The organism is Hydrophilobacter chitinilyticus, assembly GCF_049860745.1.
GTDB lineage: Bacteria > Pseudomonadota > Gammaproteobacteria > Burkholderiales > Burkholderiaceae_C > Rhodoferax_B.
The window spans coordinates 5,863,929-5,881,618 of the sequence record NZ_CP187561.1 but is presented as its reverse complement, the minus strand read 5'-3'; the positions used below and the strand labels follow the sequence as shown (position 1 = coordinate 5,881,618).

The 17,690-nt window shown below is 56.5% G+C and carries 15 protein-coding genes and 1 pseudogene; 10 read left to right on the top strand and 6 right to left on the bottom strand.

Annotation, left to right across the window (positions count from 1 at the left end):
• Nucleotides 1-7 precede the first annotated feature (7 nt).
• Together ACPWMG_RS26380 and ACPWMG_RS26375 are read right to left on the bottom strand one after the other, a co-directional pair.
• Nucleotides 8-538 (bottom strand): Smg family protein, encoded by a 531-nt coding sequence (locus ACPWMG_RS26380; protein WP_483302431.1) that lies wholly within the window; start codon nt 536-538, stop codon nt 8-10.
• Between the two features lie 72 nt (nt 539-610).
• A pseudogene (locus ACPWMG_RS26375) lies at nt 611-994 on the bottom strand (DprA-like winged helix domain-containing protein); the annotation flags it as partial.
• Between the two features lie 264 nt (nt 995-1,258).
• On the opposite strand from ACPWMG_RS26375, the gene ACPWMG_RS26370 reads away from it, so the two are divergent.
• The 8 genes from ACPWMG_RS26370 (at nt 1,259) to ACPWMG_RS26335 (ending at nt 12,917) form a co-directional block, all read left to right on the top strand.
• A complete protein-coding gene (locus tag ACPWMG_RS26370; protein ID WP_483302430.1) occupies nt 1,259-1,447 on the top strand; it encodes a ribbon-helix-helix domain-containing protein in 189 nt (62 codons plus the stop codon).
• A gap of 69 nt (nt 1,448-1,516) precedes the next feature.
• Nucleotides 1,517-3,016 (top strand): DNA cytosine methyltransferase, encoded by a 1,500-nt coding sequence (locus ACPWMG_RS26365; protein WP_483302429.1) that lies wholly within the window; start codon nt 1,517-1,519, stop codon nt 3,014-3,016.
• The gene (locus tag ACPWMG_RS26360; RefSeq protein ID WP_483302428.1) at nt 2,982-4,658 is read left to right on the top strand and encodes an McrB family protein; all 1,677 of its coding nucleotides are present in this window, start codon (nt 2,982-2,984) and stop codon (nt 4,656-4,658) included. Before ACPWMG_RS26365 ends, ACPWMG_RS26360 begins: the two co-directional genes overlap by 35 nt.
• 3 nt (nt 4,659-4,661) lie before the next feature.
• Nucleotides 4,662-6,323: a DUF2357 domain-containing protein gene (locus ACPWMG_RS26355; RefSeq protein ID WP_483302427.1), complete on the top strand. Its 1,662-nt coding sequence runs from the start codon at nt 4,662-4,664 to the stop codon at nt 6,321-6,323.
• Nucleotides 6,324-6,815 (top strand): very short patch repair endonuclease, encoded by a 492-nt coding sequence (locus tag ACPWMG_RS26350; RefSeq protein ID WP_483302426.1) that lies wholly within the window; start codon nt 6,324-6,326, stop codon nt 6,813-6,815.
• Entirely contained in the window at nt 6,808-7,320 is a 513-nt protein-coding gene (locus ACPWMG_RS26345) for a hypothetical protein (protein WP_483302425.1), read from the top strand. The genes ACPWMG_RS26350 and ACPWMG_RS26345 overlap by 8 nt, the downstream gene beginning before the upstream one ends.
• A 31-nt stretch (nt 7,321-7,351) precedes the next feature.
• Nucleotides 7,352-9,976: an AAA family ATPase gene (locus ACPWMG_RS26340; protein WP_483302424.1), complete on the top strand. Its 2,625-nt coding sequence runs from the start codon at nt 7,352-7,354 to the stop codon at nt 9,974-9,976.
• A gap of 466 nt (nt 9,977-10,442) precedes the next feature.
• Nucleotides 10,443-12,917 carry a helicase C-terminal domain-containing protein gene (locus ACPWMG_RS26335; protein WP_483302423.1) on the top strand — a complete coding sequence of 825 codons (2,475 nt, stop codon included), beginning with the start codon at nt 10,443-10,445 and terminating at the stop codon, nt 12,915-12,917.
• A gap of 694 nt (nt 12,918-13,611) precedes the next feature.
• Here the strand turns inward: ACPWMG_RS26335 and ACPWMG_RS26330 are convergent.
• The 4 genes from ACPWMG_RS26330 to ACPWMG_RS26315 form a co-directional block, all read right to left on the bottom strand.
• Complete coding sequence (locus tag ACPWMG_RS26330) at nt 13,612-14,571, bottom strand: DUF6602 domain-containing protein (RefSeq protein WP_483302422.1); 960 nt, start codon at nt 14,569-14,571, stop codon at nt 13,612-13,614.
• Between the two features lie 122 nt (nt 14,572-14,693).
• Entirely contained in the window at nt 14,694-15,056 is a 363-nt protein-coding gene (locus ACPWMG_RS26325; RefSeq protein ID WP_483302421.1) for a hypothetical protein, read from the bottom strand.
• A 16-nt stretch (nt 15,057-15,072) separates the two neighbouring features.
• Nucleotides 15,073-15,399, bottom strand: a complete 327-nt coding sequence (locus ACPWMG_RS26320; protein WP_483302420.1) for a helix-turn-helix domain-containing protein — start codon at nt 15,397-15,399, stop codon at nt 15,073-15,075.
• A gap of 209 nt (nt 15,400-15,608) precedes the next feature.
• Entirely contained in the window at nt 15,609-16,088 is a 480-nt protein-coding gene (locus ACPWMG_RS26315; protein WP_483302419.1) for a hypothetical protein, read from the bottom strand.
• 247 nt (nt 16,089-16,335) lie between these two features.
• Between ACPWMG_RS26315 and ACPWMG_RS26310 the strand changes: the two genes are divergently transcribed.
• The gene (locus ACPWMG_RS26310; protein WP_483302418.1) at nt 16,336-16,659 is read left to right on the top strand and encodes a helix-turn-helix domain-containing protein; all 324 of its coding nucleotides are present in this window, start codon (nt 16,336-16,338) and stop codon (nt 16,657-16,659) included.
• A gap of 84 nt (nt 16,660-16,743) precedes the next feature.
• Nucleotides 16,744-17,082, top strand: coding sequence for a helix-turn-helix domain-containing protein (locus tag ACPWMG_RS26305; RefSeq protein ID WP_483302417.1), 339 nt, complete (start codon nt 16,744-16,746; stop codon nt 17,080-17,082).
• Nucleotides 17,083-17,690 lie beyond the last annotated feature (608 nt).

Genomic DNA, 17,690 nt, shown 5'->3' with positions numbered 1-17,690 from the left:
CTGAAGTTCAGTGGGTGATGCGCTGTGAAGCGTCGTCGCACAGCTCGTGCAAGACCAGCGCACCGGGCTCCAGGTCCAGGCTCCAGTACACCATCAACACAATGATTTTGAGCTGATCCAACTGCAGCGGACTTTCGCGCGTGGCCATGGCGCGGTCGAGCACCACCTCGCGCAAATGCGGTGGTAATTCACCGGCATTTTCCAGAAACTTCAAGAAGCTCAGGCATTCAATACCCAGATGGGTTTGTTCTTGCACCGAGTACACCCGGGTTCCTGTGCTTGTCCACGCGGGCTGGGCTGAGGCAGAGTCAATTTCTTCCTCGAAATAACCATCAGCGGTGCAATCTTCGTCATCTGTGTGAGGGACATTCGGCGAGCCGTGCGTGGCCAAATCCAGGCCTTCCAGCCAGTTCAACGCGGCCATGATTTCGGCGCTGCCAAACCCCACGGCGGAGAGCTTGCGCCCAAGCTGTTGCGGCTCTGGGCAGTCGTCGCCGCGCCAGTAGTTTTCATAGACGAAAACGAGCACATCAAACATAGGTTCAATATAGCGCAGAAGCTCTTTGGAGGGGGCGTTGCCGAGTCGGACGTAGGGTTTGGTGGCTGACGCTCAAGCTGAGCCTTGGCGCTGAAACAAGCCACCGGGCAGGCGGGCGATGTGGTTGTCGAGTTCCAACTCCAGCAGCTTGGCCTGCAGCGTGGGCGTGGATAGGCCGGTGCGTGCTTGCAGAGCGTCTAGGCTCACCGGGTCATAGCCCATCTGCTGCAGGACCGGGTCCTCGGCGTCGAAATTCTCTTCATCTTCAAAATCGCCCTCTAGACTTTCTGTATCTGCGGACGATGCTTCTTTTTTAAGAGTCACTAACGGCGTTAACTCTTCCAACACGTCTTGCACGGTTTCCACCAGTTTGGCGCCCTGCTTCAGCAGCGCATGGCAGCCGCGCGCTTGTGGTGCGTGGATGGAGCCGGGCACGGCGAATACTTCTTTGCCTTGTTATCGCGACAGCAACTTTACTAATCTACGTAAAGAACAAGACCCGGTCTATCAAAGCTAAGTTGCAATGTCGCATTTCAACTCTGAATCCGGCTTTCGCGAACGCAGTGAGCGCCCCCCTCCCTCGCACATGGCGTTATGTGCAGAACGAGGTTTTGATGTTTGTATAAATGCCAATGCGCAAAATGACCTTTGGCGACCTAGTGAGGCTGATGCACCGCTGTGGTGTAATGTGGTGCATCTTCGCATATACCCACAGCTCCAATGACACTCATAGCGAAACAGCAGGCTCCGGCAAAGGAAGGCACCCGCGCGTCGGTAACCTTCCCCGCGGACCTTTACGCCGAGCTGGAAAGAATCGCCGAAGAAAAAAAAGTCTCCGTCGCCTGGGTCGTGCGGGATGCCGTCGATAAGTACGTCGAAGACCAGTACCCACTTTTTCGCCGTCAGTAACGGTGTCGCACTTCCGAAAAAACCTTACAAGACAATGACTATTCAACAATTCCGGGAAGGTGCGAGCCTGTGAGCACGAGCGCCATTCGCCAGAAGATCGCCCGCCTGCAGGTCGGCGGAAATCCCCGAGTCCTTGATCTCTTCGCCGGTTGCGGCGGAATCTCACTTGGGTTCTCGGCTGCCGGCTTCTCGATCGCCGCTGCAGTTGAATTTGACCCAGATGCAGCAGCTTCCCATGGGCGCAACTTCCATGGTGGACACGCAGTGCATTCGCGCGCTCGTGATATCACAAAGACAAGCCCGGATCAGCTTGCGAAGGAGCTTGAAATTGGTTCGCCTGCTGAAGCGTTCGATGTGCTCGTAGGAGGCCCGCCCTGTCAGGCATTCGCACGGGTTGGCCGGCCCAAGTTGCGAGAGGTAGACAACCACGCAGAAGCATTCAAGCACGACCCGCGTGCCCAACTCTACATCGACTATCTCCGTTACGTTGAAGCCTTTGCGCCGCTTGCTGTCGTAGTCGAGAACGTGCCCGACGTGCTGAACCATGGAGGGCAGAACATCGCCGAAGAGATCGCCGAAGTCCTGGAAAGTAAGGGCTATATCTGCCGATACACCCTGCTGAACGCCGCTTTCTATGGTGTGCCGCAGATGCGCGAGCGGATGATCCTAATCGCCTACCGGCGTGAGATTGCCGATACGGTCACCTTCCCAGAACCGACGCACTTCATCGACCTGCCACCCGGCTACGAAGGCACACGGTCGGTCGCGCTCAAGTTCCTCAGCAGCGATATCGCCGATGGCGCGCATCGCTATATCCACGCACCGAAGGCCGCGCGCGCGCTGCCGCCGGCTATCACCGCCGAACAGGCGCTTGGAGACCTGCCAGCGATCGACGCGCGCAAGCTGCTCAAGAGCGGCGCGCTGCGCCGGGGAGCGAGGCGTTTTGATGAACCGATGCCGTATGGCAACGAACCGCATACAGCCTACGCAAAGTCGATGCGAACTTGGCCGGGTTTTGAGGCACCGGAAGCCCTGGTCGATCACGTCATTCGCTATCTCCCGCGCGACTATCCATTGTTCGCGCGCATGAACGCAGGCGATCAATACCCTCAGGCCTACGAGCATGCGATGGAAATGTTCGAGCAGCACTTGGCAAAGCTCGCCAAGCAGGGCGTTAAGGTCAAGCCGGGCTCCAGCCAGTATGAAGAAATCAAGGCTTCGATCGTGCCGCCCTACGATGTTAGTAAATTTCCGAATAAGTGGCGCAAGATGTGGCGCGACCAGCCCGCGCGCACGCTAATGGCACACCTCGGCAAAGACAGCTATAGCCACATCCACTATGACAGCAAGCAGGCCCGGACGATTTCAGTGCGCGAGGCTGCGCGTCTTCACTCGTTTCCTGATGGGTTCGCGTTCAGCGGGACGATGAACCCCGCATTTCGCCAGATCGGCAATGCCGTTCCGCCGCTGCTCGCTAAAGCCGTCGCCGCGCACATCATGAAGACGCTCAAACAATCAGAAAGAGAGATGGCGGATGAACCTCGTAGAGCGGCAGCAGCAGTTCTTTAAGGAAGCGCAAAGGCACTTCCACGCGACACGCGGCACAAGCGCATACCGGCTCTTTGGTGTCTCGAACAGCGCTAAGGTCGTCGAGGGGGGGTTGCAGATCGGTGTGGGTAGTCTAAACGGGACGCCTCAGGACGCTGACGCGCTGATCTTCGCTTGCGTGATGAAATTTCCACCAGAGGACGAGGTCTATTTCGCCGTCCTGGTGCGCAAGGATGCATCGAAGTTCCTGGCCCGTCTTGCCGACATGAAAAGGCTCGGTGCTGCTAAGGCGTCTGGCACAGCGGAGCCGGCAGACTTGCTGACAGAAGCTGGCGAAGACGAGGCCGCAGAAGAATCTGGGCCGACAATCAAGTACAGCCCTCGCAACAACCTAGTGCCGATCTACTTGGCGGAAGATGGGCGACTGTGGATGCGGAATTCGGGCTTCTGGAACAGCCTTGATTTCGACCTTTCACCATTCGGACCAGAGGTCGAACCTGACGAGATCGTCGTAGCGCTCTACCCGCCGACTGCATCAGCCCGACGCAGCCTGTTGGCGCGCGAGTTCATCGGCTGGCTCGGCACTCTGGTCGGACGCGAGAAGATTCACGAGTTGCCGGTTTGGAAAGACGCAGCCACCCTTGCGCCTGCGATGCAGCGCATGCCGGCTGCGATCCCGCTGCAAGACATCGAGGCCGCCGTGAAGGCGCTCGGCGGTCACTATCCTAACGGCGAAGTGCGGCGTTTCCACGCGGCACTGAACTTTCTCCCGCACAAGCACTTTGTGATTCTGTCCGGTCTGTCTGGCACGGGCAAGACGCAGCTCGCGCTGAAATACGCCAGGGCCGTGCATGGGTTGACCTCGAACACCGACGACGACCCGCTGATCTTCGAGTGTCCGGTGCGACCAGAGTGGACCGACCCAACCGGTCTGACCGGCTATTTCGACGTGCTCACGAACCGCTATGTCGTGCCCACGTTCCTCGAAGCTGTGCTGGTCGCGACCGCGCACCGCGACTCTCCGGTATTCGTCATCCTCGACGAAATGAACCTAGCGCGCGTAGAGTACTACCTGTCCGACGTGCTTTCCTGCATGGAGAGCCAAGGCCGACTGCAGCTGCACTCAAACAGCGTGCCGCTCGAGGGTACGACGGGCGCCAGCATCCGGGCTGAGTTGCCGCTGCCGACAAACCTATTCATCATCGGCACGATCAACGTCGATGAAACGACGAACCCGGTCAGCGACAAGGTCCTGGACCGAGCGTCGGTAATCGATATGTCCACCGTCGATGTTCCTGGCTTCCTTGGTTCGCTCGAAGGCCGCTATCCCGAGCTGAAGGCCGCATGCGTTGCGTCCGAAGCTAAGCTGACCGAAATCCACGCGTTGATGCAGCAATACGGCCTCGGCTTCGGTTATCGGCTGATCGAAGAGTTTGTGCGCTATCACGCTTTCGACGCGGCGAACCTCAAAAGTGCCACGGCCGACGTGACAGACCAACTGCTCGTGCAGAAAGTGCTGGTCAAGCTGCGCGGAGCCGAGCGGCAGCGTACGCTGCTGACCAGCCTCGACAAGGCCTGCGACGGGCTGTCGCAAGCCCAGGCCTTTGTGCGGAGGCTGCTGGCAGATCTCGACGATTTCGGCTCCTTTCAGGCGATGCGTTGAACCGTGACGGCCCTCTACATTCAGGCAGAGGGGGGCGGGCCAGCTTGGCAAGTCTGGCCCGTGCCGGATGCTGTGCCGCCCGGCGCAGTGCGGGAAGGGACGTCCTATCTCTTTGAGCTGCGGGAGAGCAACGACGCGCTTGCTGCTGACCTGCTGATCGATGACGCGCCGGTTGAAGCGCTGCGGTCGCGCGATCCCCGCAACGCCCGTTGGCGCTGGCAGCCCGGCTTTCACGCTGGCATGGTCGAGGTGGTGCTGCGGGTGCCGGGTATCGGGACGCGCCGCTTCGAGGTCACGACTGATCCTGACCTGCGCAAACTCACGCGCGACGACTTCGACGCAATGGTGCGTGAAGTCCTTGAAGATACCTTCGCCCTTTTCTCTCTCAGTGCTTTTCGCAAGGGCGTTGCGCGGCAGCCCGGAAATCGGCCGCCGCCACTGGCCCGCCTCGAGTTCCTGCGCTCGCGCGCCGAAGCCATCGTGGCGACTGTTGAAGCTATTGCACGTGCTCCGCGCCACTATCTGCGCGCCGAGGACATCAAGGTGCCGGCGCATCGTGCCACGCGCGCGACCGGCCCAGAAATCATCAAGTCTTTCCGCTCCGGGGTAATCAGAACCGAAACGGTCAGGCCTTCACGTCTGCCGGCCGCGCTAAATGGCCGTCTACCCGCGCATATCACGCAACGGCAGCGCCGCAACAGCGTGGATATTCCCGAGCATAGGCAGATCAAGGCCTGCCTGCACTCCTGGGCAGCGTGGCTTTCGGGTATCGCCGAAGTGCTGGCCAAGCCGGGTGCGGGCGACGATACCGAGATCGTCACCACGGCAGGTAGTTGGGCTATGCGGGCTCGCCGAATCGCGCGACGAATCAACGATGTTGCGGCCGCTGGTTTCATGACAGAAGTCGGCGACGGGCCGGCGGTACTGCGCATGTCTTCGCTGTTTCGTAATGACCCCGTCTATCAGCGCTTCTACAGGCTCTGGCAGGATATGAATCTCGGCCTCGCCGCGCTCTTCGGCGACTTCCTGCAGATGCCACTAGCCCGGACCTACGAGCTGTACGAGCTGTGGTGCTTCCTGCGCCTGCTGCGCGCCGCCGCTGAGGAGTACGGCGCCAAGGAGGTTGACCTGAGCAACCTGTTCATCAGCGAAGCAGGTGGCGGTGTGACGATTGCGGCCGGCGCAATCAGTGTTCCGATAGGCGGCGATCGCGTGCTTTGCTTCCAGCGACAGTATCGTGAATACTGGGTTGACGGAAGCCGCGAGGGAAGCTTTAGCCGAACGATGGTTCCCGATGTCGTTTTGGCGGGCACTGACCTGGGCGGACCCGAGCGGTTCGTGATCGTGCTCGATGCGAAGTACCGCATCAACGACGGCCTCAATGATGCGCTGAATTCGATTCACACCTACCGTGACGCACTTGTGCAGGAGGTGGCCAGCGGCCGCACCGAAGGTATCGTGACAGCAGCTTATCTGTTGACCCCGCATGTGCCGGTGGGTTTACAACCGGACTTCAGGGATACGCCCGTGCCGGGCCGACTTTTCCATCCGGAGTATCGCGAGAAGTTTCGTTTCGGCGCAGTCACGCTGCGACCCGGCATGTCGGGCGAAGAGCTGCGAAGCAGCCTGCGGACGATCGTGGCGGACGCGGGAGCAGGAGCGTGAATGGCCGACGTGCTTACACCGGGACAGCGCCAGTTCAACATGAGCCGCATCCGGGGCAAAGACACCAAGCCCGAGATGCTGATCCGGCGCGGCCTCCATGCTCGGGGGCTCCGTTACCGGCTGCATGACCGTTCACTGCCCGGCCGGCCCGATCTGGTCTTCCCGAAGTACCGCACTGCTGTTTTCATCCATGGCTGCTTCTGGCACGCGCATGGCTGCGCGCTGTCGAAGATACCGGCAACACGACAGGACTTCTGGCAGGCTAAGTTAGTGGCCAACGTCGCACGCGACCGCAAGGCGGTCGATGCGCTGCGGGCGGGCGGCTGGCGCGTGCTGGTGATCTGGGAATGCGCGTTGCGCGGGGCGGCGCGTAAGAAAGAATCGGATGTGCTTGATTGTGCTGCCAGCTTTATTGAAGGCACCAGCATGGACCTGCTCGAAATCGCAGCCTTGGGTGCCGTGACCGCTGGCTCGGGGGGGCACCATGCATGAACTTTCCTGCTTGCTCAGGGCCGCTACAGCGACTGTGGCACCTGAGTATTTTCTGCTCCCGATTCACGGTGCCGACCCGGTATATCGCGAGCGGGTCTATTGCTACGAGCTTTATCACCAGATGCGGCGGCTGTGGCCGGAGGACAGCCACTATCGACTCAATGGTGAGATCGACAAACGATCGCACCCGTACTTCGCCAACGGTGCAGCGCCAAAGCCGGACTTCCTCGTGCATGAGCCCGGCACGGGAAACAATCATGCGATCTTCGAGGTGAAATCTGCAGTCGGCTCCGAGGACGGAACGATCAAGGACTTTAAGACGCTTCTGCACTTTAGGCATCAGCTTGGATACGAACGTGCGATCTACCTGATCTACGGCATCCTGCCCGCCGATGCGCTTGGGAAGGTGCAACGCTGCGGTCTGATGGACCAGCTGCCTGCTGTTGAACTGTGGGTACACCCCGAAGCTGGCATGCCGGCGGAACGCGTCGAACTGGCCAGTTGAAGATCGACAGTAAGACAGCAAAGGGACAAGAATGCAAAAGCCCGCCGCACCGCAAAAGACGGTACTTGAAACGATCCTGGAATGGTCACTCGGTCGCCCGCTCTGGCAGCGTGACGCCTTGCGGCGCATCATCGCGCAGGGCCGCGTAACCCAGGAGGATGTGGCGCAACTGGTCGAGTTGTGCAAGGTCGGTCACGGCGCCTCTGCAGGCCAACTTGTCGCCGTGCCGCTGGCAAAGGCACATCTTCCCGCCACACCGGGCGAAGGTGCCGCGCTCACGTTGGTATCTGTCGCAAATGTTCGCGGCGCAAACAACCTCGCGCCTCGTCAGACGCTGGATTTTGAACCGGAAGGCATCACAATCATCTATGGCGACAACGGTGCGGGTAAATCGGGCTATGCGCGAATCCTGAAGCGTGCCTGCCGTGCGCGGCACGCCGGGAAGATCGAGGCCAACGTCTACGACAACCAGGCGCCGAGGGTCGCAAGCGTTGACATGACCTACGGCGTCGGCGGCGTTCTGCAGCCGGTCGAGCGCTGGCAGGATAGCCCCCAGCCGCATGCCATTCTTTCGGCAGCCAGTGTCTTCGACAGCGACTGTGCGGCCGTGCATATCCGCGAGAAGAACGAAGTCGCCTTCCGTCCGTTTGGCCTCGATGTACCGGACGAACTCGCTGCCGCCTGTCAGGCTGTCAAGGACGCCCTGGCCGCCGAGCAGAAGCAGCTTGAGAAAGCACGCAATCCGATCTTCGCGACACCAACCTGGAAGGCTACCACGGCTGTGGGCAAGGCTCTCGGCGCGCTGAACGCCAATACCGATGCAAAGAAGGTCGAAGCGCTTGCAACGCTTACGGCTGAAGAGGCAGCCCGACTTGAGCGGCTGCGGGAGGACCTGTCGAAGAATCCGACGAAGGCGGCTGCTGAGCAAACCGTCAAGGCCGACAACGTCAAGCGACTCATTGAAGCGGTGAACGGTGTCGCAACTAAGACCGCCGATCACTCACTGCTGTCAGTCTTCACGACGGCGAGAGAAGCTTTGCTGAAGCGCGGAGCCGCGCGTTTGGCAGCCGATAAGGCGTTTGCGGGCGAGCCGCTGGCAGGCGTTGGTGGCGAACTGTGGCGAACGCTGTGGGATAGCGCTCGCCGTTATTCGACTGAGGTCGCGTATTCCGGACAGCCGTTTCCACCGTCGGCCGGGGATGCGCATTGCATGCTCTGCCAGCAGCCGCTGGGAGACGAGGCACGGACGCGCATGACCCGCTTCGAGGATTTCATCAAGAAGGACACGGAACGGCTGGCGGGCGAGGCCGAGCGGGCCGCGCTGACCGCACGTCAGGCCGTGGCTGCCGGGACAATCGGCACGCGGGCCCTCAGGGCCAGTCTGGATGAACTGGGAATTCAGAACCCAGCGTTGCAAGAGCAGACACGCCGCTTCATCGCAGCAGCGAGGCTGCGGCGTCATGTTCTTCTGAAGGGGCTGGGCGGCGACGAGCTGAAGCTTCCATCCATCCCGCCATCACCGAGTGCTGATCTCGGTCAGCTCGAAACCACGCTCCGCGATTACGCCGCCGAGCTGCGCAAGTCGGCGGGTGCGGACGAACGAAAAAAGCTTGAAGCCGACTTTTCCGAGCTGAGCGACCGCGCGCTGCTTGCAGGTATGCTTCCGGTCGTCACCGATGAACTCAAGCGGTTGAAGACCATTCGCTTCCTGACCGAGTGCGCGGGCGATACGGCGACAAACTCCATCACGAAGATGGGCAACGATATCGCCGACACCGTGATCACGCCGAAGCTGCGCGACAGGTTTCAGGAGGAGATCACCAAGCTGGCAGCTGAGAAGGTCAGGGTCGAAATTGTTCGCTCGGGCGGTAAGTTTGGGTCACCGCAATATCAGGTGCGCCTCTTCGCCAACCCGGACGCAAAGGTCCATGAAGTTTTAAGCGAGGGCGAGAAGACTTGCGTCGCACTCGCCGCGTTCTTGACCGAACTCGCTACCGCAGCACACCGCTCGGCCTTAGTCTTCGATGATCCGGTGTCATCACTGGATCACCGCTGGCGCGGGCAGGTGGCCAAGCGACTTGTTGAAGAAGCGGGGAACCGACAAGTTATCGTCTTTACGCACGACTTGGTATTTGTCAATGATCTGAACGATCTCGCGACGAAGGCCGGTAGTCCACTCCGGCTCGCAACCCTGAGCCGTGGCGCCGCGGGCGCTGGCATAGTCTCTGATGGTTTGCCATGGAAGGCCCAGCGCGTCGAGGACCGCATCGACAAGTTGGAGAAGGACGCGCGGGCGGCCAAAGTGCTGTATGACAACAATCAGGACGGCGAATATGCCAACGAGGTGGCGAAGCTCTATAACGGATTGCGTGCGTCCTGGGAGCGCGGCTTGGAGGACATCGCCTTCTTCCGGGTTGTGCAGAGACATCGTGACTACATCAACGCTAAAGACCTTAAGAAGGTGAGCGTTCTTACAGAAGCCGACTGCGATACCTTCACGGCGGGATACAAGAAGTGTTGCGACATAGTTGATGCGCACGACCCGTCTGCTGGCCGGAATGCTTCTCCACCCCCACCTGCGGATGTATTGATGGATCTTCAGGCCCTGAAGGACTGGGCTGCTTCGCTACGAGCGCGGCAGAAACAATTAGCTTAAATACCAATGCACCAAATGACCTTTGGTGACCGTAGTGCTTCAGCATTCGCCGTGTCCATCTGAGTTTTGGAGCGCGATTTCCTGTTTAACCATCCGTCTAAGCTCAAGGAGCGCTTCTTGCGGGGTTGTCCGCAAACAATCCAACAGCGGAAACCCGTCACAGGTTGCACGGTAGAGTTGCTTCGCAGGACTCCACCGAACACAGTAGGTGAATTCATCGACATTCATGACTCCTCCGTAAGGTACTACGTTGATGCATCACTTCAAGGCATCTATGCAAATGGCTATCGGGAGCGGCACGAGCGCTTTCATATGCTTTGAGAGGCAGCCAAGCGCGTCCCCTTGAATGCTAGGTCTTGGTCTCTTTGCTAGCAAACAGGTTATCAAGAGAGCTAACGCGCAAGTTCTTTTGGAGGCAGCGTGCAACAATTCAGAGAAACTGCTGGCAAACAAGAAAGGACGATTAATGGTTCTGGATTTCGGGAAACTCAATGCGGGCACAGTCGCGATCCAGACGGATCCGCGGAAAATTTTCACCACCTTGAGGCGTGATCCTCGCTTTAAGCGACCGCACGATGAGCAATCCGATGTACTGGATGCATGGCATGAACGAAGGTCCGTAAAGGATCTGACGATCAAGATGAACACGGGTGGTGGGAAAACCGTAGTTGGTCTACTCTGTCTGCAAAGCTCTCTTAACGAAAACGTCAAGCCAGCTGTTTACGTCGCTCCAGATCCGTTCTTGGTAAAACAGGTTCTTAGCGAGGCGGGATCTCTGGGTATCGCCGCAACTTCAGACGAGAACAGCCCGGATTTTCTAGCGGGTCGGTCGATTCTGGTTATCAACGTTCATAAACTGTTCAATGCACGTTCCGTTTTCGGCGTCGGTGAGCGAAAGATTCCGATCGGTTGTATCGTCATCGACGATGCACATGCTTGCTTGAGCTTGGTACATGAGCAGTTTTCTATGAAGTCGAAGGCCGGTAATCCTGTGTACGATGGATTGCTGCAGTTGTTTGAAGAGGATTTGAAAAATCAATCGGCAACGGGCTTATTGGACGTTCAGGCATACGATCCGTCGATCGTCATGACCGTACCTTTCTGGGCATGGCAGGCAAAGCAACAGCAAGTCACCGAGCTGCTTCATGCGAATCGCGAATCCAATGATCTACAGTGGTCTTGGCCATTGCTTCGTGAGTGTATTCCGTTGTGTACTTGCCTGTTTGGAGGTGGGCACTTAGAGATTGCACCTCGCTTCGTCCCTATAGACAGAATACCGTCCTTTGCGTCAGCACAACGACGTATCTACATGACCGCGACGTTGGCGGACGACTCTATTTTGGTCAGCCACTTCCAGGCCGACTCGGAACAAGTCGGTAGGCCTATTCGCCCGAAGGGTGGCGGTGATATCGGTGACCGTATGATCCTTGCCCCGCAGGAGATCAACCCTGACTATTCGCAGGAGGAAATCCGTGGTCTGGTCGCTGGCATTGCCAAGCAGCGAAACGTTGTGGTGATCGTGCCATCACGCAAACGAAGTGAATTCTGGACCAAGGCAGCTCAACAAGTTCTAGACAAGGACACCATACAGGCAGGGGTTGAGCGCCTTAAACATGGGCACGTTGGATTGACCGTTCTCATAAACAAGTATGACGGCATCGATCTGCCTGGAAAAGCATGCGAACTGCTGGTGATCGATGGATTACCGGAAGCCTATGGCCTAGGAGAGCGAGCCGAGATGCTAATGCTCGATGGCACCAACCGGCAGCTAATTCGTCAAGTCCAGCGAATAGAGCAGGGAATGGGCCGAGGTGTACGCTCAAGCGACGACTATTGTGTAGTCTTGTTGCTTGGGGGCCGACTAACTCAACGGCTTCATCAGCCCGAAGCAGAGGCAATGTTTTCATCGGCCACGCGTGCGCAGATCAATTTGGGTAAGAACGTGGCGAGCCAAGTTCGCGGCAAAGAACTCGCTGAGCTTATGCCCATCCTTGATCTCTGTCTAAACCAAGACGCAAACTGGGTAAGTGCAGACCGCAACGCCGTGATCAATGCTCCACCGGTAGTCGACGGAAATCTGGACGCGAATCAGGTTTCTCTACGTGCAGCATTTGATGCGGCACGCATCAATAGGTTCGACTTGGCTGCGGAGAAAGCACAGGCTGCGGTGAATGCCGCAAAAGAACCTCATGTGAAGGGTTACTTAAAGCAGCAGTTAGCCGAGTACGTTGGTTTCCAAGATCCGGCAAAAGCGCAGGAGTTACAGCTTTCTGCGCTGAGCCTGAACGCTAGGTTGCTAAGGCCTCTTGCGGGAGTGACCTATCAACGTCTGAATGCTCCTGCTGCAGGCCAAGCGACAGCGGCGGTCGGCTTTATGACGAGGTTTCTTGAGGGTAACGACCTCATCATTTGGGTAAATGGTCTTCTGGATGATCTCGATTGGGGAGAAGAAGGTAGTAAGAGGTTTGAAGCGGCAATGAAGGATTTGGGGGCGTTCCTTGGGTTCGGCTCGGAGAGACCTGAAGACAAAATTGGAAGAGGGCCGGATAACCTCTGGGCAATGGGCGGCTTGAACTACTTGGTTATTGAGTGCAAGAGTGGGGCTACAAAAGCGGAGAAAGTGTCGAAGCACGACACTAACCAACTGAACGGCTCCATTGTCTGGTTTGAAGAAAAGTACGACAAGTCTTGCGTAAAAACACCAATTTTGGTGCACCCCAAGACGGTCTTTGAGCATGCGGCTTCGCCTGATCCGCATATCAGAATCGTAAATGAAGCCGGCCTACAACGGCTTAGGGATGGGATTCACCGTTATGCGATAGCGTTGGCTGCAAAGAGCGAATATAGGGACGCACGTGAAGTAGAAAGGCAGCTACGTTTTCACAAATTAGATGCCGCCGCAATAGTTGGCCTATGCACTGTTGAAATTGGCGCGAGGTAGCTGGGCGACGGATTTCCTTCTGTGTGCGGAAGCTTTTGTTGGAAGAGATGGGAACGCTCATCGCGCGCAGTTTTTTCAGAACATTGCTGATTCCACGAGTTTTGGATTGGCGCTGGTGATCAGATTTCCACAACTCTAGTGTCCACAAGAGGGACTGGCCTCGAACTCGCCTCTTGAGCCAAGCAGCATACTTGCGACGTCTGAGTGAAATCCCTTCAGAATGTTCCGATCTCAATGCATGCGACTTAGATGACTATGACGAACCACGACGACCGATTTGAGGTAATTCAACTCAGCGAATTCATGTGGGAAGTGTGGGAGGTGACTGACGATGAAGACGGAGACTCGACGGGTAGTTGTGTAGCATTCCACAACACCAAGGCGTAATGCTTGGCGTAGATAGAAGAACAGCAACTGCCGAGGCCTTACTAAACCCGTAAAAAGGGGGTTAAAAAGAGCCTGATCGTCTGGGGGCATCCTCTATCGATACTGACGGCAATCAGCCGATCCCGGATTCGAACGACGCCGCCACGCTCGTTACTGCGTATGCTGGCTTCGACTGAGCACCATCCGGAATCTTTGACTAGATCGCTGGTAATGACCATTCGCTCGTATTGAGTCAGTATCGACGCTTGTGGTCAATCACCGCTCAACGTTTGAATTCCGCGGCACCGGAAGGCGTGAGCTTGAATGGTTAGGCATCGCTCAGTTGTTCCCAGCCCTTTGATGATTTACTCGAATAAGCTTGCCAGTCCATTGCCGGCCGCCTTGGCATCTCCCGCCGAAGAAAGTTCACCAGGTGGAGATAGAACTCGAGGAACATATTCATTTGATCGTCGTCATTCACTTTACCGGTCCTCCCGGCCGGACGAATCATGCCACGGCGAAGCACATAGACAACATCGATCAGATTCAACTTCCCGTTAGCCTCGCTAGCGGCGCCTGCGAGGCGTTTGAATTCCTTCTTGAGCCAGTCATCGGCACCTAGATTGGTGTCATACGAGAACACCACGTACAAGCACCGAAAGTTGCCATCTTCTGCTGCCTTACCCTCTTCTCGAGCGGGAACGAAAGATTGCTTGAATGGTCGGACAGCACGTACTTTGCGGGCTGCAACAAAGCAGCTATTGAGATCGTTCTGCGTAAGGGTTGTCTTTACCTCAATAACCGCGAGCAAGCTCTCCGCAGGCACAAGGACATTTTCCGATTGACTACTGATAGGCGCACACATATCCGCGTCATAGATCAGAATGTCCAACTGGCCAGTTCTTCTATCGCGGAAATCGATAGCCTCCCCTTTTGAAACTCCAATATTGCTCGGAAGGTGTTGTCGAAGAAAGTTTGCAAGGGCTGCTGCTCTCTCGTCTCCACGAACGCCAGTGTGTTTAAACGCAGAAGCCTTGCTGGACTCAATGTGCAGTTGGCGGGCAGCCAAGTCGAGGACGTCCTTGAATACTTCGCTTGGAAGTGATGATCCGCGTGACATTAGTTCAATCTTTCCTCTCATGCCTAACGAAATGTAGACCGCATCAACCCGCAGCGCCATATCTGGCGCTTGCGCTCTAAATTGGCACGCAGAAAACTCAGCAAGGGGTCTGTAGCCAAGCTTTTCGGCATGTGTCGCGCCGATAGTACCAATTTGGCAAAAGTTCACTGCGGCGGCACTCCGGCACGGTGAGTTCGACGGTCCGCACCAGATTTTTGCACGATGCGAGTCATCAGTTACCGGAGCAGATGCTCAAGTAGACCGGCATACGCACGTTGCTTCATTAGAAGTTATTGCTCAACCGCGCGTATCGCCGCCCAAAAGACATCGCTGATATCGACAAACTCTTGGATTCCTTTGCAGTGGGCATTGATCTCGAATGCAGACCGAATCACCGAAGACTCTTCAGGTCCCGCCAGGAACTCGTAGGTCCGGCCCGAAGCCGTCGTTGCCGTCCGCGTCACACAATTGATTGTCGTCAACGCAGTTGTGATGCGTATGGTTCTTCCGGACAGTAATGCCAGAAGATGCCGGTCACCATCCGGTGTTTCGATGACTCTCCAACTTGAAATGGCAACGTGAGGTTGCCACGGTACCTCAGGGGCTTCACGATCGTTTTGAAAGTGAATGGCGTAGACGCTAGTGGGCAGCATAAGGTCGAGTGCGTCGTTATGGTTTCAATACATCTAGACCATGTTTCTGCACAACACTCAAGAGTCTGAGTGCCGCTCCGCTGGGACGCTGCTTGCCAGACTCCCACCGTCTAACGGTCGATTCAGCAGTGTTGAGATATGCCGAGAAGCTCGCTTCAGTCAACCGGAGGCTTATGCGTAGCTTTTTAATTTGAGTTGGCGTAAAGGTGGGTATGGATGAGAAGCAAGCTATGTCGTACTGACGCAGTTGGTCGTCATCAACAACTTTTATTGAATGCAGGGCAAGCGCGGCTGAGTGAATCGCCTCGTACGCCGAGCTCCTGAAACGTCGTTTGGCTGGCATATCGCTTTTCTCTTTTCATCCGACAAAGGAGCTGAAAGTTCAAGGTAGGGAAGCAGTTTTTTCGTGCTGTTGATCTAGTATTCGGCCTCCATCAGCTCACGAGCGACAGAAGACACACACCTGGTTGCTTCGAAGCACTGATTGCAATCCCATTTTCTATGCGGCCCTTGGCTAAATTTCGCGGAGCATTCGGTGCGAAAAGGTGCTGCTCACAGGCACGGCGTTGAGCTTTCGGCGAAGTCAGCCTTGGTCGGCATTTGAAGGAACATACTCCCGACAACCATGTCTTCTACAGGCGTCCGTGCCGCCGAGTTGGAGAACCGACGACCTGTTGAGGTTTCGAAGACATAGGTATTGGCGACGTTGTCGTCAGGCTCGTTCGCGTGCCACACCCTGCTTAAGCGGTCCATTCGCCAGCCGTCAGAGCCATTCGCATAACTGGGTGTCACGATCAGGATGTCATTGACCTCGTTTCCTGCTTCGAGGAACGTACGAAGCTGTAAGGGATGACTCAACAGCCACGTGCGTTGAAGTTTGTATGTCTCGCCCTCTATTGACTCCGTTTCTGTACTGGTGACGACGAACCAGATTGCGTCAATGGCCAGTTCTACGGCAGAAAAGTGGGACTCCCCGTAGTGAGCAAAGAGTTGAGACGTAGGACGACGAGTGGATTCGTGTGCGATGAACATAAATGGTTTGGATAGGCCCGAAACATGCCGCGTCCTCTGGACGAGAACGATCGGCATAGATTAGTAGTAGAACTGGAGGAAAAGACCTCTGTTCGGGTAGCGGCCTGCGTTATATAAAACGCATTAATTATGAGGACAACGCTGAACTTTCGCTCCAACCTTTCGATTGGCGGGCTCGGCATGTGTGGATAGATTCCATTTCCGAATACGTCAAAAGTTGATCTACGTTCTGCACTGAAGGTAGTTCATGCTCAAGTCCCTACACAGTCGCCATAACGACGTTTTTCTCAGTCTGCTCCGCAGCGGGCGTACCCTCCAACGCCTCCGGCAACTGGATCTGGCCACCCGTCTTGGGCGCGGGCAGGCGACGGTCAGCAAGGTCGAGCGCGGAATGCGCCGGCTCGATGTGGTTGAACTTAGGGCGTGGTTGACCGCGCTCGACATCGACTTTGTCGAGTTCGTTCGGGAGCTTGACGAGGAATTAAAAGGGCAACCGGTGCCTGAAGCCCGATTTCGGGCGGGAAGTTACCGTACAGACGTTCGACGGACGCGGCATCAATCAAAGGACTGAGAACTCAGAAAGCCGACCCAAAATGTAATTTCTGCGTTTTAAATAACGTGGCTTTATAAGGACGGAAACGAGACCCTTGGGTGGATGCCTTTCCGTCCAATTCCAACCCCAACTCCGGCCCGTGGCCGTCCGCCAGGTGCCACAAGTTTCGATGCCGAAGTTGCCGCGGCTTTTGGATCGGTTGTTCGTAACGTTCGCCTTGAAACAGGCATCTCGCAAGAGTTGATGGCCCACATGGCTGGTTTAGAACGGTCTTACTACGGGCGGCTAGAGCGTGGAGAAAGTCAACCAACGCTTTTTGTCTTACTTAAGATTTGCGCTGCCTTGGATATCGACAGTGGAGACACCGTGAAGCAAGTGGAGCATCTCATCCGTCCCAAGGGACGACGGTCCAACGGTCGAGAGAAAAACGGCGGCGTCTAAATCCAAGAGCATCGTCTATCAATCTCCCAATGCTCGGTGCTATACCGTGCTACAGCTATTAACCGAGATACGTACAAAAACTAGGACTACTACGAAGTGGTTCATGTACTGATACGAAATCCGGATTCGGGCAATCGAGCTCGTGACCAAGCTCTACAAATGCGAACAAAGGGCGAGCCTCAGTGTTGTACTCGGTAGAGGATCCTTGTTTGCGCTTGAGGCCTGGCGGCCCTCTCTCACTGCCGGCCACCTCGTTCTCCCGAATCTTCGATTAGTCTCGCAAGACTACAAGGGCAAAGTCGAGCTCTTCACTTAAGGAGCGATGGGATAGGACAATCTTATAGAGATGGTCAGGCCATAACTCGTGCCCCACCCGAACCATTCCACAACGCTCCCTAGCGGAACGGTTGTGCCAGAAGCCCGCAATAGCGGGCTTTTTTATTGGACGCATGAATTACCCAAAAAAACTATCGAATATTGGCCGGAGGAGCACTGTTTTGAAGAGTACTGTCAAAGGAGTATGCATAGCGATTGTCCTAATAAAGTATCAAATCTATGCAATATGTACATTATTTAATTTAAATCTGGCTATTTCGTGGGACGGTGAA

Bases quoted from the DNA above. Each gene is read 5' to 3' on its own strand.
- ACPWMG_RS26380 (WP_483302431.1), bottom strand. From the start codon at position 538: ATGTTTGATGTGCTCGTTTTCGTCTATGAAAACTACTGGCGCGGCGAC.
- ACPWMG_RS26370 (WP_483302430.1), top strand. From the start codon at position 1,259: ATGACACTCATAGCGAAACAGCAGGCTCCGGCAAAGGAAGGCACCCGC.
- ACPWMG_RS26360 (WP_483302428.1), top strand. From the start codon at position 2,982: ATGAACCTCGTAGAGCGGCAGCAGCAGTTCTTTAAGGAAGCGCAAAGG.
- ACPWMG_RS26350 (WP_483302426.1), top strand. From the start codon at position 6,324: ATGGCCGACGTGCTTACACCGGGACAGCGCCAGTTCAACATGAGCCGC.
- ACPWMG_RS26345 (WP_483302425.1), top strand. From the start codon at position 6,808: ATGCATGAACTTTCCTGCTTGCTCAGGGCCGCTACAGCGACTGTGGCA.
- ACPWMG_RS26340 (WP_483302424.1), top strand. From the start codon at position 7,352: ATGCAAAAGCCCGCCGCACCGCAAAAGACGGTACTTGAAACGATCCTG.
- ACPWMG_RS26335 (WP_483302423.1), top strand. From the start codon at position 10,443: ATGGTTCTGGATTTCGGGAAACTCAATGCGGGCACAGTCGCGATCCAG.
- ACPWMG_RS26325 (WP_483302421.1), bottom strand. From the start codon at position 15,056: ATGCTGCCCACTAGCGTCTACGCCATTCACTTTCAAAACGATCGTGAA.
- ACPWMG_RS26320 (WP_483302420.1), bottom strand. From the start codon at position 15,399: ATGCCAGCCAAACGACGTTTCAGGAGCTCGGCGTACGAGGCGATTCAC.
- ACPWMG_RS26315 (WP_483302419.1), bottom strand. From the start codon at position 16,088: ATGTTCATCGCACACGAATCCACTCGTCGTCCTACGTCTCAACTCTTT.
- ACPWMG_RS26310 (WP_483302418.1), top strand. From the start codon at position 16,336: ATGCTCAAGTCCCTACACAGTCGCCATAACGACGTTTTTCTCAGTCTG.
- ACPWMG_RS26305 (WP_483302417.1), top strand. From the start codon at position 16,744: ATGCCTTTCCGTCCAATTCCAACCCCAACTCCGGCCCGTGGCCGTCCG.